At 71.4% G+C, this 14539-nt stretch carries 17 protein-coding genes and 2 tRNA genes; 12 read left to right on the plus strand and 7 right to left on the minus strand.

What is annotated here, in order from left to right; genetic code table 11:
• The first annotated feature begins 92 nt into the window (after positions 1–92).
• Positions 93–266: a hypothetical protein gene (locus tag IEZ11_RS44515; protein ID WP_189268801.1), complete on the plus strand. Its 174-nt coding sequence runs from the start codon at positions 93–95 to the stop codon at positions 264–266.
• A gap of 118 nt (positions 267–384) precedes the next feature.
• On the opposite strand, the gene IEZ11_RS44520 is transcribed toward IEZ11_RS44515, so the two are convergent.
• A complete protein-coding gene (locus tag IEZ11_RS44520; protein WP_373295058.1) occupies positions 385–1629 on the minus strand; it encodes an APC family permease in 1245 nt (414 codons plus the stop codon).
• A 203-nt stretch (positions 1630–1832) separates the two neighbouring features.
• Between IEZ11_RS44520 and IEZ11_RS44525 the strand changes: the two genes are divergently transcribed.
• Complete coding sequence (locus tag IEZ11_RS44525) at positions 1833–2099, plus strand: GlsB/YeaQ/YmgE family stress response membrane protein (protein WP_189268803.1); 267 nt, start codon at positions 1833–1835, stop codon at positions 2097–2099.
• 128 nt (positions 2100–2227) lie between these two features.
• Here the strand turns inward: IEZ11_RS44525 and IEZ11_RS44530 are convergent, their stop codons facing one another.
• Positions 2228–2716: a YajQ family cyclic di-GMP-binding protein gene (locus IEZ11_RS44530; RefSeq protein ID WP_189268804.1), complete on the minus strand. Its 489-nt coding sequence runs from the start codon at positions 2714–2716 to the stop codon at positions 2228–2230.
• Between the two features lie 466 nt (positions 2717–3182).
• Between IEZ11_RS44530 and IEZ11_RS44535 the strand changes: the two genes are divergently transcribed.
• Complete coding sequence (locus IEZ11_RS44535; protein ID WP_189268805.1) at positions 3183–3395, plus strand: hypothetical protein; 213 nt, start codon at positions 3183–3185, stop codon at positions 3393–3395.
• Between the two features lie 4 nt (positions 3396–3399).
• Here the strand turns inward: IEZ11_RS44535 and IEZ11_RS44540 are convergent, their stop codons facing one another.
• Both IEZ11_RS44540 and IEZ11_RS44545 read right to left on the minus strand, forming a co-directional pair.
• Complete coding sequence (locus IEZ11_RS44540) at positions 3400–4056, minus strand: SDR family oxidoreductase (RefSeq protein WP_189268806.1); 657 nt, start codon at positions 4054–4056, stop codon at positions 3400–3402.
• A 143-nt stretch (positions 4057–4199) separates the two neighbouring features.
• Positions 4200–5468, minus strand: coding sequence for an amidohydrolase family protein (locus tag IEZ11_RS44545; protein WP_189268807.1), 1269 nt, complete (start codon positions 5466–5468; stop codon positions 4200–4202).
• Positions 5469–5734: 266 nt separating this feature from the next.
• Here IEZ11_RS44545 and IEZ11_RS44550 point away from each other — a divergent pair.
• The 8 genes from IEZ11_RS44550 (at position 5735) to IEZ11_RS44585 (ending at position 10599) form a co-directional block, all read left to right on the plus strand.
• A tRNA-Thr gene (locus IEZ11_RS44550) sits at positions 5735–5807 on the plus strand.
• Between the two features lie 44 nt (positions 5808–5851).
• Positions 5852–5924, plus strand: a tRNA-Met gene (locus IEZ11_RS44555).
• A gap of 89 nt (positions 5925–6013) precedes the next feature.
• Positions 6014–6178, plus strand: a complete 165-nt coding sequence (rpmG, locus tag IEZ11_RS44560) for a 50S ribosomal protein L33 (protein WP_003948671.1) — start codon at positions 6014–6016, stop codon at positions 6176–6178.
• 116 nt (positions 6179–6294) lie between these two features.
• Entirely contained in the window at positions 6295–6756 is a 462-nt protein-coding gene (locus tag IEZ11_RS44565; protein WP_189268808.1) for a MaoC family dehydratase N-terminal domain-containing protein, read from the plus strand.
• Positions 6757–6763: 7 nt separating this feature from the next.
• Positions 6764–7192 carry a MaoC family dehydratase gene (locus tag IEZ11_RS44570; RefSeq protein WP_189268809.1) on the plus strand — a complete coding sequence of 143 codons (429 nt, stop codon included), beginning with the start codon at positions 6764–6766 and terminating at the stop codon, positions 7190–7192.
• Between the two features lie 123 nt (positions 7193–7315).
• Positions 7316–7897, plus strand: a complete 582-nt coding sequence (locus IEZ11_RS44575) for a TetR/AcrR family transcriptional regulator (RefSeq protein ID WP_189268810.1) — start codon at positions 7316–7318, stop codon at positions 7895–7897.
• Between the two features lie 87 nt (positions 7898–7984).
• Positions 7985–9421: an MFS transporter gene (locus IEZ11_RS44580; RefSeq protein ID WP_189268811.1), complete on the plus strand. Its 1437-nt coding sequence runs from the start codon at positions 7985–7987 to the stop codon at positions 9419–9421.
• A gap of 122 nt (positions 9422–9543) precedes the next feature.
• Positions 9544–10599 carry a UDP-N-acetylmuramate dehydrogenase gene (locus IEZ11_RS44585; RefSeq protein WP_189268812.1) on the plus strand — a complete coding sequence of 352 codons (1056 nt, stop codon included), beginning with the start codon at positions 9544–9546 and terminating at the stop codon, positions 10597–10599.
• A gap of 42 nt (positions 10600–10641) precedes the next feature.
• Here IEZ11_RS44585 and IEZ11_RS44590 read toward each other — a convergent pair whose 3' ends face one another.
• Entirely contained in the window at positions 10642–11271 is a 630-nt protein-coding gene (locus tag IEZ11_RS44590) for an NAD(P)-dependent oxidoreductase (RefSeq protein WP_189268813.1), read from the minus strand.
• Positions 11272–11422: 151 nt separating this feature from the next.
• Here IEZ11_RS44590 and IEZ11_RS44595 point away from each other — a divergent pair, with 151 nt between their 5' ends.
• Positions 11423–12052, plus strand: coding sequence for a TetR/AcrR family transcriptional regulator (locus IEZ11_RS44595; protein WP_189268814.1), 630 nt, complete (start codon positions 11423–11425; stop codon positions 12050–12052).
• Between the two features lie 77 nt (positions 12053–12129).
• Here IEZ11_RS44595 and IEZ11_RS44600 read toward each other — a convergent pair whose 3' ends face one another.
• Both IEZ11_RS44600 and IEZ11_RS44605 read right to left on the minus strand, forming a co-directional pair.
• Positions 12130–13176, minus strand: coding sequence for an adenosine deaminase (locus IEZ11_RS44600; protein ID WP_189268815.1), 1047 nt, complete (start codon positions 13174–13176; stop codon positions 12130–12132).
• Between the two features lie 136 nt (positions 13177–13312).
• On the minus strand, positions 13313–14539 hold the full coding sequence (locus tag IEZ11_RS44605; RefSeq protein ID WP_189268816.1) for a pyridoxal phosphate-dependent aminotransferase: 1227 nt from the start codon (positions 14537–14539) through the stop codon (positions 13313–13315).

The raw sequence follows: 14539 nt of genomic DNA on the forward strand, positions 1-14539 counted from the left end.
TCCGGCCCACGAGTTGTCCACAGGCCGGAGCGTCGGCGGGAGGTTGTCCACAGGCTGGCCCGGCACTCGGCGGCGGACTGCATCATGAAGCCATGACCGAGATCCCGCAGTTGCTGACACGGGTGACCGCACAGGTCGACAAGTCCTGCCCGTGGGGCTGGCCTTCGCTTCTGCGGCCCCTCCTGCCCGCGCTCTACGAGCGAGTGGGCGACGGAGGGTTCAGCCAGTCGTACGGCAGACGCACGACTCCAGAACAGGCCTCCTGAGAGGGGAAGCCCCCGGGCACTGCCGCCACCGTCCTGCGCCACAGGTCGCGGTGGCTGTAGCGATTGCGATCGCCGTGTGTTGCCGCGGGCCGCCGCCGGTCGTCAACGGTCGCCGTGTCTACCGGGCCGTCACCCGCCGCCGCGCGGCGTACGCGAGCGCACCCACCGCCAGCACGGCCGCCCCCGCGGCCACCGACGCCGCCGGCAGCGCGAACGCGAGGATCACGCACCCCAGCAGTCCCACCACCGGAACCAGCCGAGCCCGCGGTGCCGGATCCAGCGTCCATGCCGAGGCGTTGGCCACCGCGTAGTACGCCAGCACACCGAAGGAGGAGAAACCGATGGCACCCCGGACGTCCACGGTCGCCGCCACCACGGCGACCACCGCGCCGACGGCCAGTTCCGCGCGGTGCGGCACCTGGAAACGGGGGTGCACGGCGGCCAGCGCCGGAGGCAGATGACCGTCACGGGCCATGGCCAGCGTCGTCCGCGACACCCCGAGGATCAGCGCCAGCAGCGAGCCGAGCGCGGCCACCGCAGCCCCCACCCGCACCACGGGCACCAGCCCCGGCACCCCGGCCGCCCGGACCGCGTCGGTCAGCGGTGCGGCCGCCCGCCCGAGCCCGTCGGCGCCCAGCACCGAGAGCGCGGCCACCGCCACGCACGCGTACACCACCAGCGTGATCCCCAGAGCCAGCGGGATCGCACGCGGGATGGTCCGTGCCGGGTCCCGTACCTCCTCGCCGAGGGTCGCGATCCGCGCGTACCCGGCGAACGCGAAGAACAGCAGACCGGCCCCCTGAAGCACCCCGCCCACGCCCGACGGCAGTCCGATGTCCAGCCGCCCCGCGTCCGCCGCCCCGGACGTCAGGCACACGACCACCACGGAAGCGAGGACCGCCAGCACCACGGCCACGATCACCCGGGTCAGCCAGGCCGACTTCTGGATGCCGCCGTAGTTCACGGCGGTCAGCGCCACCACGGCCGCGACCGCCACCACATGCGCCTGCCCCGGCCGGACGTATGCGCCCACGGTGAGCGCCATCGCGGCGCAGGACGCCGTCTTGCCGACGACGAACGCCCAGCCCGCGAGATATCCCCAGAAGGCGCCGAGCCGCTCCCGCCCGTACACGTAGGTGCCGCCCGACTGCGGGTAGCGGGCGGCGAGACGCGCCGAGGACATGGCGTTGCAGTAGGCGACCAGCGCGGCGACGGCCAGGCCCGGCAGCAGCCCCGACCCGGCCGCGCGGGCCGCGGGGCCCAGAGCGGAGAACACGCCGGCTCCGACCATCGAGCCGAGTCCGACGACCACGGCATCGCGCACGCCCAGCGTGCGCCGCAGATCGGAACGGGAGGCAACCACGCGCCGCAGCCTACTGACCATCGCAACCGCGCGGTGTCGCCCAGACGTCCTCGCCATCGACAAGGCACGAACATCCGCGCGTCGGACAGATGCGGACCGCTCGGACGGCCTGTCCGGCACCTTCCTGCCCGGCACAGTCGGCCCGGACCCAAGTCACAGCGCCGGAGCAGTGCGAAAACAGCGTGGCAGGGCAGGTTCAGGTCATGGGCATCATCAGCTGGATCATCCTGGGACTCTTGGCCGGCGCCATCGCCAAGTTCCTGCTGCCGGGACGCGACCCGGGCGGCTTCATCGGCACGACTCTCATCGGCATCGTGGGTGCGTTCCTCGGCGGCTGGATTTCGGCCCGCTGGCTGGACCACCCGGTCACCAAGAACTTCTACGACGGCGCGACCTGGGTGGCGGCGATCGGCGGTTCGCTGGTCCTGCTGATCGCCTATCGCGTCCTGTTCGGCAACTCGCGCGACTGACCGCCCCGGCCACCTCCGGCCACGGCCGGTGTACGAGAAGGCCCGAGAAGCTCCGAGACGGCATCAGGAGGCACCAGAAGGGCAGGTGCCGCGAGGTACCCGCCCTTCTGGTGCGTCGACGACGCTGCCTACCGGTAGTTCACGAACTGGAGCGCGAAGTCGAGGTCCTGGGCCTTCAGGAGCGCGATCACGGCCTGGAGGTCGTCGCGACTCTTGGAGGTGACGCGCAGTTCTTCGCCCTGGACCTGGGCCTTCACGCCCTTGGGGCCCTCGTCGCGGATGATCTTCGCGACCTTCTTCGCGTTCTCCTGGGAGATGCCTTCCTGGATCGACGCGAAGATCTTGTACTCCTTGCCGGAGAGCTGCGGCTCGTCCGCGTCCAGGGCCTTCAGCGAGATACCGCGCTTGATCAGCTTCGACTGGAAGACGTCGAGGATCGCCTTGACCCGCTCCTCGGAGTTCGCCTGCATCAGGATCTTCTCGCCGGACCAGGCGATCGAGGCGCCCACGCCCTTGAAGTCGTAGCGCTGTGAGACCTCCTTGGCGGCCTGGTTGAGGGCGTTGTCGACCTCCTGCCGCTCGACCTTCGAGACGATGTCGAAACTGGAGTCGGCCATGTCCTGTGGCTCCTTGTATCCGGGGGCGTAACGGGATGCGTTCCGGCGTGCGGCGACGGCCGCCGAGCCCGGTGCGGGGACCGGGCCGCATCCGCACCAGCCTAGCCATCCCGCGTCCCGCGGGCGGCGATCAATCGAGTGGCGGAGCACCCCTGTGCATCGGGTATTGTTTACGTCGTTGCCAGGGAGCACCGCAGAAAAGCGGTTCGGCCTGGTGGCAAATCCCCGGCGGTGTGGCTTCGCCTTCCCAGGTTCGAATCCTGGCGCCGCCACACGGGAACGAAGGGCCCGTGACCTGCTGTCCAGCAGGTCACGGGCCCTTCGTCATGAGTTCGAGCGCATGCCTTCACGGCCCCGGGCCGCGTGGAGGCGGAGGCGTGATGAAGATCATGTAGGTGCTTCGTGGGTGGTGCGGCAGGAGTCGGCGGTCCGTCGCGCGGGCCTCGCTCCGGGGCACACTGAGCGCATGTCCTCCCGCCGTAGAACCTGCCCGGTGTGCCACCGTGAAATCGCCGTCGTGGCGGGCCGCTTCGCACGTCACGACCCGCCCGGGGCGCGCGAGGCCGGGGAACTGGTCTCGTGCTCCGGCTCGCGGCAGCAGGCCCAGATCGGGGCCGTACAGCCCTCGTTGGACGGTTACGTCGTGCCCGAGTTCCCCGGGCAGCTGCCGCTGTTCTGAGAACTCAGTTCCCGGCCACCGACTTCACGGCCACCGAGACCGGCGTCGACCCGCCGATCAGCTCCAGGGTCAGGCCGGCCGTCGCCGAGGTGTCCACCAACTCCGCCAGTACGGCGGCCACATCGTCCCGGGTGATCGCGCCCCGGCCCGTATGGGCCTCCAGGCGGACCAGACCGGTGCCCGGCGCGTCCGTCAGCGCTCCGGGGCGCAGGATCGTCCAGTCCAGGGCGCTCTGCCCGGTCACGTAGGCGTCGGCCTCGCCCTTGGCCCGCAGGTAGGCGTCGAAGACCTCACCGCCCTGGTGCGCCGGGTCCGCGCCCATCCCGGAGACGACCACGAACCGGCGTACGCCCGCGCGCACGGCCGCGTCCGCGAACAGCACCGCCGCACCCCGGTCCACCGTGTCCTTGCGGGCCGAACCGCTGCCCGGGCCCGCACCCGCCGCGAACACCGCCGCGTCCGCTCCCCGCAGATGCTCCGCGACGTCCTCGGCCGACGCCGACTCCAGGTCCAGCAGCACCGGTTCGGCACCTGCCGCCCGCAGGTCGTCGCCCTGTTCGGCCTTCCGGATGATCCCCGCGACCTCGTCCCCGCGCGCGGAGAGCAGCCGCTCCAGCCGCAACGCGATCTGACCATGACCACCAGCGATGACAATGCGCATGTTTCAGACCGTACGCCCGAAGCCCCGCATCCGCCGCATGACTTCATGCGCCCCACGCGCGCGTGGGGTTCCGCCGAGTGTGCCGGTCCGGTTCGGGCGTCCCGCGGTGACGCCAGGCTCCGGGCGGCGCGCTCCCGGGCCCGTCAGGACAACTCCCCGCGCCCCTGCCGCGGCAGCCCCAGTTCCGCCGCCACCGCCGAGTTGCAGTACTCGCGGACCGCGCTCGTGCGTGCCACCACGCGCCCCCGGTGCACCACGATCCGGCTGTAGGCGAGGGAGAGGGCGCCGGCCAGGTGGTCGCCGCGTACGGCGAGGAGCTCGGCGGGGAAGCCGGCCTCCACGCGGACCTCGGGGAGGCCGAGGGCGGCGCGGGAGGCGGCGCTCACGGTGTCGTAGGCGTCCTCGGGGCGCAGGCCGTGACGGGAGGCCAGGAGGTAGGCCGCCTCCAGCGGGTCGCCGCGGCCCACGGGGTTCGACAGGTCGCGCAGGGCGCCGCTGCCTGCCGCGATCCGTACCCCGGCCGCGCGCAGCAGCCGTACCGGAGCCGTGCCGCGGCGGTCGACGGAGCCGCAGCCGCCCTGGGGCAGGCACACCACCGTGATGCCGGCCGCGGCGAGCTGGTCCGCGACCCGCGCGGCCACCTCGGAGGGCAGGCGTGCGAGCCCGGCGCACGGACCGAGGACCACGCCGGGGCGCATGCCTCCCGCCATCGCCGCGAGCCGGGCCAGCCGGGCCGGGTCGGTGGCGTCCGTGTGCAGGTCGACCGGGCAGCCGTGTTCGGAGGCCACCTCCAGGACCGCCTCCGCGTAGCCCGTGGGGTCGGGGTCCAGGTCCGGGCAGCCGCCCACCACGGACGCGCCCATCTTCGCGGCGTCCCGCAGCATCGCGAGCCCGTCGGCACCGGCGATACCGGTCAGCACGCGTGGCATCGCGACCGTCGTGAGCTCCGCGAGCCCGCGCAGCGAGCGGCGCGCCTGGAGGACCGCGGCAAGGGCGCCCAGCCCCTGTACGTCGCCGACGCGTACGTGCGCGCGTACCGCCGTCGAACCGTGCCCGAGCTGGAGCAGAGCGGCCTCGGTGGCGCGGCGCTGGACGTCCTCGGGTTCGTACGAGACCGGGCCGCCGTGTTCGGCGGAGAGCGCGGTGTCGCCGTGGGCGTGTGGCTCGGCCGGGGCCGGGAGGAGGAGGTAGCCGGTCAGGTCCACGCGTGTGCCGCCCGCGCAGGCCGGGCCCGGCGCCAGGCTGCCGGCCGTGCCCACCGCCTCGATGCGTCCGCAGCCCAGCCGTACGTCCACGGTCCGGCCGTCGGTGAGCCGTGCCCCGCACAGCAGGAGCGCGGCCGGGTCGGGCTGGCCCGAGGAACCCTGCGGATCGGACGACGACGGGGGCGGCTGCGGCTGGCTGTCGGGCATCGCGCTCCATGAGGGTCGGTCCAGGCATTGGACTCAAGATCACGCAGAGTGAGTCGAGCCTAGGGTGGCGAGCCGCGTGGGGCGGGGAGGAGCGCAATAGTCGTACCGGAGCCGTCGGACCTGCGAGGAACGGTTCGCCACGCGTGCGTGGGGAGTGCCGGAGGGGGTCCAGGAGGCTGTCGTGAGCCGCGCGGAAGGGGCCGGGAAGGGCGGCGGGAAACGGATTTGGGCGAACGGCGGCCGAGCGTGTAATGTCTTCATCGCTCGCCCCAATAGCTCAGTCGGCAGAGCGTCTCCATGGTAAGGAGAAGGTCTACGGTTCGATTCCGTATTGGGGCTCTGGTGTGAGAAGTCCCGTCGCGAGGCGGGACTGATCTCATCAAAGCGGTGTAGCTCAGTCGGTAGAGCAAGCGGCTCATAATCGCTGTGTCACCGGTTCAAGTCCGGTCACCGCTACTGACAGTAGCCGATTGTGGGGTCGGTCCTTCGATCGGCTACTCTTTTATGCGTTAAACCATCCCACCCGTTCGTCAAGGAGCACTCACGTGGCTGCCACCGACGTCCGCCCGAAGATCACGCTGGCCTGCGTGGAGTGCAAGGAGCGGAACTACATCACCAAGAAGAACCGGCGTAACAACCCGGACCGACTGGAGATGAAGAAGCACTGCCCGCGTTGCAACGCGCATACTGCGCACCGCGAGACGCGATAACAACAGGCTCGTCCGTGAGGCCGTCCCCATCCGGGGGCGGCCTCACGGCGTTTCGGGGGACGGCTTTCCCGCTAGTTTGTGGGGCATCACAGCAGACATCAGGAGGTGCCGGGCCAATGGCGCTCGACCAGTCCTTCGTGGGACGGACCTACCCACCCACCGAGCCCTACGAGGTGGGCCGGGAGAAGATCCGTGAGTTCGCCGAGGCGGTGGGCGACGCCAACCCGGTGTACACGGACCCGGAGGCCGCCAAGGCACTCGGCTATTCCGATGTGATCGCCCCGCCGACTTTTGTTTTCTCGATCACGTTCCGTGCGGCCGGCCAGGTCGTCCAGGACCCGCAGCTCGGCCTGGACTACAGCCGGGTGGTGCACGGCGACCAGAAGTTCGCCTACCGGCGCCCGGTGCGGGCCGGTGACCGGCTGACCGTGACCTCGACCATCGAGGCCATCAAGTCCCTCGCGGGCAACGACATCGTGGACATCCGCGGCGATGTCCACGACGAGGCGGGCGAGCTCGTGGTGAGCGCCCTGACCAAGCTGGTGTCCCGCGCGGCGGACGTGGCAGAGGGGGCGTGAGGATCCGATGACGGCGAAGATCGCTTACGAGGACGTCGAGGTCGGCACCGAACTGCCGGCGCAGACCTTTCCCGTGACCCGCGCCACGCTGGTGCGGTACGCGGGCGCCTCCGGGGACTTCAATCCCATCCACTGGAACGAGAAGTTCGCCAAGGAGGTCGGCCTGCCGGACGTCATCGCGCACGGCATGTTCACCATGGCCGAGGCGATCCGTGTGGTCACCGACTGGACCGGCGACCCGGGTGCGGTCGTCGACTACGGCGTCCGCTTCACCAAGCCCGTCGTCGTCCCGAACGACGACCAGGGTGCCCTGATCGAGGTCAGCGGCAGGGTCGCGGCCAAGCTCGACGACAACACCGTGCGCGTCGACCTGACGGCGACGAGCGCCGGGCAGAAGGTGCTGGGCATGTCACGGGCGGTCGTGCGGCTGGGCTGAGCCCGACGACTCGGTAAGGGGCGCCCTCCCTGGCAGGGCGCCCCTTACCTGCGTACGGCCCCTGGAAGTACGGCGCCCCGGGCCCCCTTGACGTGGTTAGTGATTGAGTACTAACTTCGTCGCATGGTCAGAATGAGCGCAGAGGAGCGGCGCGAGAGCGTCATCCGCGCGGCGATGGCCGAGTTCGCGCAGAGGGGCTACTACGGCACCTCCACCGAGACGATCGCCAAGCGGGTCGGGGTCTCGCAGCCTTATCTCTTCCGGCTCTTCCCGGGCAAGAAGGCGATCTTCGCCGCGGCCTCGCAGCGCTGCATCGACGACATGCGGCAGGTCTTCGAGGAGGTGGCCGAGGGGCTGAAGGGCGAGGAGGCCCTGCATGCCATGGGCGAGGCGTATGTGCGGCTGATCCAGGAGCGGCCGGAGCGGCTCCAGATGCAGATGCAGACGTACATCACCGTCGCGGCCGCGGAGGCGGAGGGCGAGCACGAGTTCGGAGAGCTGGTGCGGGCCGGCTGGATGCGGCTCTGGGACACGGTGCACCTGCTCTCGGGGGTCGATGTCGACGCCACCACGGCCTTCCTGGCCAAGGGGATGCTCATCAACACCTACGCGGCCATGGGGTTTCCGCCCGAACACCGCGTCTGGCAGGGGATGTTCTCGGACGCCGAGGCCACGGGGCGACTGGGGAAGTGCAACGAGGGGTGACGGGCGGTTCGCCGGTCCCGGCATTTTCGTGGGCCAAAAAATTAGTGATCAATAACTAATCTACGCAGAGCATGCTCTGGGGGAGCGATGTCACAAGAGACCGCACGTCGCGGGGGCGCCGGATGGGCGCTCGTCATCACCAGCGTCGCCGGATTCATGGCGGCCCTCGACAACCTCGTCGTCACCACCGCCCTGCCGTCGATCCGCAGGGACCTCGGCGGAGCCCTGGACGACCTCGAGTGGACCGTGAGCGCCTACACGCTCACCTTCGCCGTCCTGTTGATGTTCGGCGCCGCCCTCGGTGACCGCTTTGGCCGCCGCCGGCTCTTCCTCGCCGGACTCGCCGTCTTCACCGGCGCCTCCGCCGCCGCGGCCATGGCGCCCGGCATCGACTCCCTGATCGCCGCCCGCGCGGTGCAGGGCGTCGGCGCGGCGATCATGATGCCCCTCACGCTCACCCTGCTGACGGCCGCCGTGCCCGAGGCCAAGCGCGGGATGGCGTACGGCATCTGGGGTGCCGTCAACGGGCTCGCCGTCGCCTCCGGACCGCTCATCGGCGGCAGCCTCACCGAACACGTGTCCTGGCACTGGATCTTCTGGCTGAACGTGCCGCTCGGCCTCGTCCTGCTGCCGCTCGCCCGCCTGCGCCTCGCCGAGTCCCACGGCACCGGTGCCCCGCTCGACATCCCCGGCACCCTGCTCGCCAGCGGCGGCCTCTTCGGGATCGTCTACGGCCTGGTACGCGGCCCCGCCGACGGCTGGACCAGCCCGCTCGTGCTCACCGGGCTCTTCGCGGGCGGCGTCCTGCTCGTCGGCTTCGTCCTGCACGGCAGCCGCGCCAAGAACCCCATGCTGCCGATGCGGCTCTTCCGCTCCCGCGCCTTCTCCGGGATCAACGCGGCCAGCCTGCTGATGTTCCTCGGCATGTTCGGGTCGATCTTCCTGCTCAGCCAGTACATGCAGGGCGTGCTCGGCTACTCGCCCACCGAGGCCGGCCTCAGGATGCTGCCCTGGACCGGCATGCCGATGATCGTCGCACCGATCGCGGGCATACTGTCCGACCGGATAGGCGGCCGCCCCGTCGTCGCCGCCGGACTCTTCCTCCAGGCCGCCGGACTCGGCTACCTCGCCTCCGTCGTCACCGCGCACGCCTCCTACGGAGCCCAGCTGCCCGGTCTGATCGTCAGTGGCATCGGCATGGCCCTGTACTTCGCCCCGGCCGCCAACCTGGTGATGTCCGCCGTACGCCCGCAGGAACAGGGCATCGCCTCCGGCGCCAACAACGCGCTGCGTGAGGTCGGCGGCGCACTCGGCGTCGCGGTCATGTCGTCGATCTTCGCCGCCCAGGGCGGCTACGAGAGCGCTCAGAGCTTCGTGGACGGACTGCGGCCCGCCCTGGTCACCGGTGCGGCCGTGGTGGCCCTCGCCGGGATCGCGGCCCTGGTCATCCCCGGCCGGCGGCGCGCCGCGCGGCTCGTCGCCGAGGGTGAGCCGGTCCCGGCGCTGGAGACCGTCGGCGGCTGAGAACGACCGGTCATGACCGACGGCACGCGCGCGTGGGGCCCCGTTTCCGGTGGACGGGGTCCCACGCGCGCGTGCGGCTCGTGGCGGCCGGGCTGCCGGTGGCGTCTCGTAGTCTTGGGCGCGTGCAGGAACTCCACGACGCCCCACTCGCCCCGCTCACCACCTTCCGGCTCGGCGGCCCCGCCACCCGGCTGGTCACCGCGACCACCGACGCCGAGGTGATCGCCGCCGTCCGCGCGGCCGACGACAGCGGGACCCCGCTGCTGGTCATCGGCGGCGGATCGAATCTGGTCATCGGTGACAAGGGTTTCGACGGCACTGCCCTGCGCATCGCCACCACCGGCTTCGAACTGCGCGGCACGACGCTGGAGCTGGCGGCCGGCGAGGTGTGGACCGACGCGGTCGCCCGCACCGTCGAGGCCGGCCTCGCGGGCATCGAGTGCCTCGCCGGGATCCCGGGGTCCGCGGGGGCCACGCCCATCCAGAACGTGGGGGCGTACGGGCAGGAGGTCTCCTCGACCGTCACCGAGGTCGTCGCGTACGACCGGCGGAGCGGCGAGGCGGTGACGCTGACCAACGAGGAGTGCGCGTTCTCCTACCGGCACAGCCGCTTCAAGGCCGACCCCGAGCGGTATGTCGTGCTGCGTGTCCGGTTCGGCCTGGAGGACGCCGGCGGGCTGTCGGCGCCGGTGCGGTACGCGGAGGCCGCGCGGGCGCTCGGGGTGGAACCGGGGGACCGGGTGCCGCTCGCCCACGCCCGTGAGACCGTGCTCAAGCTGCGCGCCGGCAAGGGGATGGTGCTGGATCCCGAGGATCACGACACCTGGTCGGCGGGGTCCTTCTTCACCAACCCGATCCTCACGGACGAGCAGTTCGCCGCCTTCCACACGCGCGTGCGGGAGCGGCTGGGCGACGCGGCCGAGCCGCCCGCCTACCCGGCGGGGGACGGACGTACCAAGACCTCGGCGGCCTGGCTGATCGACAAGGCCGGGTTCACCAAGGGGTACGGTGCCGGCGCGGCCCGGATCTCCACGAAGCACACGCTGGCGCTGACCAACCGGGGCGGAGCCACCACCGAGGATCTGCTGGGGCTGGCCCGGGAGGTCGTCGCCGGGGTCCGGGAGGCCTTCGGCGTGACCCTGGTCAACGAGCCGGTGACCGTCGGCGTGACCCTCTAGGCGCTCGGAGACGTCCCAGAGGCGTCCGGGGACCCGGCGGGTTCAGTACGCCACCCCCACCCCCTGCTTCACCGTTCCCTCGTCATCGGTCATCGCCAGCATCGAGTGGGCCACGTCGGCCCGCGCGATGAAACGGCCCCTGGGCGGGAAGCCGCCGATCACCGTGCGGTACCTGCCGGTGAGGGGCTTGTCCTGGAGGCGGGGCGGGCGGACGGACGTCCAGTCGGTGCCGCTGCGGGACAGTTCCGCCTCCATCTCGCGCAGGTCGTCGTAGACCGGCTTGAGGATCCTGCTCACCAGGCCACGTACCGTGCGGTCGACGACCCCGTCGTCCGGTTCCGGGCCCACCGGTGCCGCGCTGACCACCAGGAGCCGCCGTACGCCCTCGGCCTCCATGGCCGTCAGCACCGTACGGGTCAGGCGGGCGGCGACCCCGGCGTCCTTGCGGCTGCGCGGGCCCAGGCCGGACAGGACCGCGTCCCGGCCCGTGACCGCAGGGCGGACCGCCTCCGCGTCGGTGAGGTCCGCGCGCACGACCTCCAGGCCGGAGCCGGTCACGGTCAGCCGGGCGGGGTCGCGGACGACCGCCGTGACCCGGTGGCCGGACGCCAGTGCCTGGCGGACGATCTCCCGGCCGATCCCGCCGGTCGCGCCGAAGACAGTGAGGTTCATGACTGCTCCCGTGTGTTCGTGCGTCAGGAGGTGGGTGAGTATTCACTCACCTCTGCTCGGTCTCTAGAGTGAGTAAGTACTCACCCACTCGTCAAGCCTCTGCGGGGCATCCGTCGCACCCGCTGGAAAGGACATGTGATCCTTGGGCCTCATGCAGCAGAAACCGGCCCGCGTCCGCATCCTCGACGCCGCTCACGAGCTGATGCGGACCGTCGGGCTCGCCCGCGCCACCACCAAGGAGATCGCCAGGGCGGCCGGCTGCTCCGAGGCGGCCCTCTACAAGTACTTCCCCAGCAAGGAAGAGCTGTTCGTGCACGTGCTCACCGAGCGGCTGCCGCGGCTTCTCCCGCTGCTGGGCCGGCTCACCGTCGAGCCCGGCCGGGGCAGCCTGGAGGACAACCTCACCCAGATCGCCCGCCAGGCCGCGCTCTTCTACGAGGAGAGCTTCCCGATCATCGCGTCCCTGTACGCCGAGCAGCAGCTCAAGCGGAAGCTCGACGACACGCTCCGCACCATCGGCGCGGGACCGCATGTGCCGATGCGGGCGCTCGACGCCTACCTGTGCGCCGAGAAGGCGCTCGGCCGGATCCGGCCCGACGCGGACACCACCGCGGCGGCCACCCTGCTCCTCGGCGCCTGCGTCCAGCGCGTCTTCGCCTACGACGCGACCCCGACCGGCGAGCGCCCGCCGGTCGACGCGTTCGCCGCCCGCGTCGCCCGCACCCTGCTGGGCGGGATCTCCGTCGCCGCGGAACCCGCCCGCCCTGCCACCGGCGCCTGACCAGGACTCAGGGCAGGGGACTCAGGGCAGGGGACTCAGGACAGCGGAATCAGGACACGGGAATCAGGACACGGGAGTCAGGACACGGGCAGCGGGGCGACGAGCCAGGTGTCGATGTCGGCGAGGAGCCTGGCCTTCGCATCCTCCGGTGCCGCCGAGCCGCGGACGGACTGGCGGGCCAGCTCGGCCAGTTCCGCGTCCGTGAAGGCGTGGTGCACGCGCGCGATGTCGTACTGCGCGGCCAGCCGGGAGCCGAACAGGAGCGGATCGTCGGCGCCCAGGGCCATCGGGACGCCCGCCTCGAAGAGGGTCCGCAGCGGGACGTCCTCGGGCTTCTCGTAGACGCCCAGGGCCACGTTGGAGGCCGGGCACACCTCGCAGGTGATCTCCCGGTCCGCCAGGCGCTTGAGCAGCCTCGGGTCCTCCGCCGCCCGTACGCCGTGGCCGATCCGGGAGGCGTGCAGGTCGTCCAGGCAGTCCCGCACGGACGCCGGGCCGGTCAGCTCGCCGCCGTGCGGGGCCGCCAGCAGGCCGCCCTCGCGCGCGATGTGGAACGCCCGGTCGAAGTCCCGTGCCATGCCGCGCCGCTCGTCGTTCGACAGCCCGAAGCCGACCACACCCCGGTCCGCGTACCGGACGGCGAGCCGGGCCAGCGTGCGCGCGTCCAAGGGGTGCTTCATACGGTTCGCGGCCACCAGGACGCGCATGCCGAGGCCGGTCTCCCTGGAGGTCGTCTCGACCGCGTCCAGGATGATCTCCAGGGCCGGGATCAGGCCGCCCAGACGCGGGGCGTAGGACGTCGGGTCCACCTGGATCTCCAGCCAGCCCGAGCCGTCCTTGAGGTCCTCCTCGGCGGCCTCCCGGACCAGCCGCTGGATGTCCTCGGGCGCTCTGAGGCAGGAGCGCGCGGCGTCGTACAGCCGTTGGAAGCGGAACCAGCCCCGTTCGTCGGTGGCCCGCAGTCTCGGTGGTTCGCCGCTGGTCAGGGCATCGGTCAGCGCCTCGGGGAGGCGCACGCCGTACTTGTCGGCCAGTTCCAGGACGGTTCCCGGCCGCATCGAACCGGTGAAGTGCAGATGCAGATGAGCTTTCGGCAGCTCAGTGACATCACGTACGTGCTCCATTCCAGGATCCTGCCGTACGTACCTGTCGTACCGGTAGCGGATTCACCTTTAGTGGCCTTGCTCGCACACGGGAACGGGCCGCCTCCCCGCGGGGAGACGGCCCGTTCCCGTGTGCGTGGCGCGCGCTGTCGTGAGGTCAGTCCTTGGCGTCCGCCAGCAGCTTCTGCATGCGGCTCACGCCCTCGGCGAGGTCCTCGTCACCGAGCGCGTAGGACAGGCGCAGGTAGCCGGGCGTGCCGAAGGCCTCGCCGGGGACGACCGCGACCTCGGCCTCCTCCAGGATCAGCTCGGCCAGCTCCACCGAGGAGGCCGGGCGCCTGCCGCGGATCTCCTTGCCGAGCAGCGCCTTGACCGACGGGTAGGCGTAGAAGGCGCCCTCGGGTACGGGGCAGAACACGCCGTCGATCTCGTTGAGCATCCGCACGATCGTCTGGCGGCGCCGGTCGAAGGCCTCCCGCATCTTCGCCACGGCCGCCAGGTCGCCGGAGACGGCGGCCAGGGCGGCGACCTGCGCCACGTTGGAGACGTTGGACGTGGCGTGCGACTGGAGGTTCGTGGCCGCCTTGACGACGTCCTTGGGGCCGATGACCCAGCCGACCCGCCAGCCGGTCATGGCGTACGTCTTCGCCACGCCGTTGACCACGATGCACTTGTCGCGCAGCTCGGGCAGGACCGCCGGCAGCGAGGTGAACTTCGCGTCGCCGTAGACCAGGTGCTCGTAGATCTCGTCCGTGAGGACCCACAGGCCGTGCTCCACGGCCCAGCGGCCGATCGCCTCGGTCTCGGCCTCGCTGTAGACCGCGCCGGTCGGGTTGGACGGGGAGACGAAGAGCACGACCTTCGTCTTCTCGGTACGGGCCGCCTCCAGCTGCTCCACGGAGACGCGGTAGCCGGTGGTCTCGTCCGCGACGACCTCGACCGGGACACCGCCGGCCAGCCGGATGGACTCCGGGTAGGTCGTCCAGTACGGGGCGGGGACGATGACCTCGTCGCCCGGGTCGAGGATCGCGGCGAAGGCCTCGTAGATGGCCTGCTTGCCGCCGTTGGTGACGAGGACCTGGGAGGCGTCGACCTCGTAGCCGGAGTCCCGCAGGGTCTTGGCGGCGATCGCGGCCTTCAGCTCGGGCAGACCGCCGGCCGGGGTGTAGCGGTGGTACTTCGGGTTCTTGCAGGCCTCGATGGCGGCCTCGACGATGTAGTCCGGCGTCGGGAAGTCGGGCTCACCGGCGCCGAAGCCGATCACCGGACGCCCGGCGGCCTTGAGGGCCTTGGCCTTGGCGTCCACGGCGAGGGTGGCGGACTCGGAGATCGCGCCGACTCGGGCGGAGACCCGGCGCTCGGTGGGAGGGGTTGCAGCGCTCAT

It is taken from the genome of Streptomyces fuscichromogenes, from assembly GCF_014645815.1.
GTDB lineage: Bacteria > Actinomycetota > Actinomycetes > Streptomycetales > Streptomycetaceae > Streptomyces > Streptomyces fuscichromogenes.

Coding starts and splice junctions, on each gene's coding strand:
- IEZ11_RS44515 (WP_189268801.1), top strand. CDS start 93: ATGACCGAGATCCCGCAGTTGCTGACACGGGTGACCGCACAGGTCGAC.
- IEZ11_RS44525 (WP_189268803.1), top strand. CDS start 1,833: ATGGGCATCATCAGCTGGATCATCCTGGGACTCTTGGCCGGCGCCATC.
- IEZ11_RS44530 (WP_189268804.1), bottom strand. CDS start 2,716: ATGGCCGACTCCAGTTTCGACATCGTCTCGAAGGTCGAGCGGCAGGAG.
- IEZ11_RS44535 (WP_189268805.1), top strand. CDS start 3,183: ATGTCCTCCCGCCGTAGAACCTGCCCGGTGTGCCACCGTGAAATCGCC.
- IEZ11_RS44540 (WP_189268806.1), bottom strand. CDS start 4,056: ATGCGCATTGTCATCGCTGGTGGTCATGGTCAGATCGCGTTGCGGCTG.
- IEZ11_RS44545 (WP_189268807.1), bottom strand. CDS start 5,468: ATGCCCGACAGCCAGCCGCAGCCGCCCCCGTCGTCGTCCGATCCGCAG.
- IEZ11_RS44565 (WP_189268808.1), top strand. CDS start 6,295: ATGGCGCTCGACCAGTCCTTCGTGGGACGGACCTACCCACCCACCGAG.
- IEZ11_RS44570 (WP_189268809.1), top strand. CDS start 6,764: ATGACGGCGAAGATCGCTTACGAGGACGTCGAGGTCGGCACCGAACTG.
- IEZ11_RS44575 (WP_189268810.1), top strand. CDS start 7,316: ATGGTCAGAATGAGCGCAGAGGAGCGGCGCGAGAGCGTCATCCGCGCG.
- IEZ11_RS44580 (WP_189268811.1), top strand. CDS start 7,985: ATGTCACAAGAGACCGCACGTCGCGGGGGCGCCGGATGGGCGCTCGTC.
- IEZ11_RS44590 (WP_189268813.1), bottom strand. CDS start 11,271: ATGAACCTCACTGTCTTCGGCGCGACCGGCGGGATCGGCCGGGAGATC.
- IEZ11_RS44595 (WP_189268814.1), top strand. CDS start 11,423: ATGCAGCAGAAACCGGCCCGCGTCCGCATCCTCGACGCCGCTCACGAG.
- IEZ11_RS44600 (WP_189268815.1), bottom strand. CDS start 13,176: ATGGAGCACGTACGTGATGTCACTGAGCTGCCGAAAGCTCATCTGCAT.
- IEZ11_RS44605 (WP_189268816.1), bottom strand. CDS start 14,539: ATGAGCGCTGCAACCCCTCCCACCGAGCGCCGGGTCTCCGCCCGAGTC.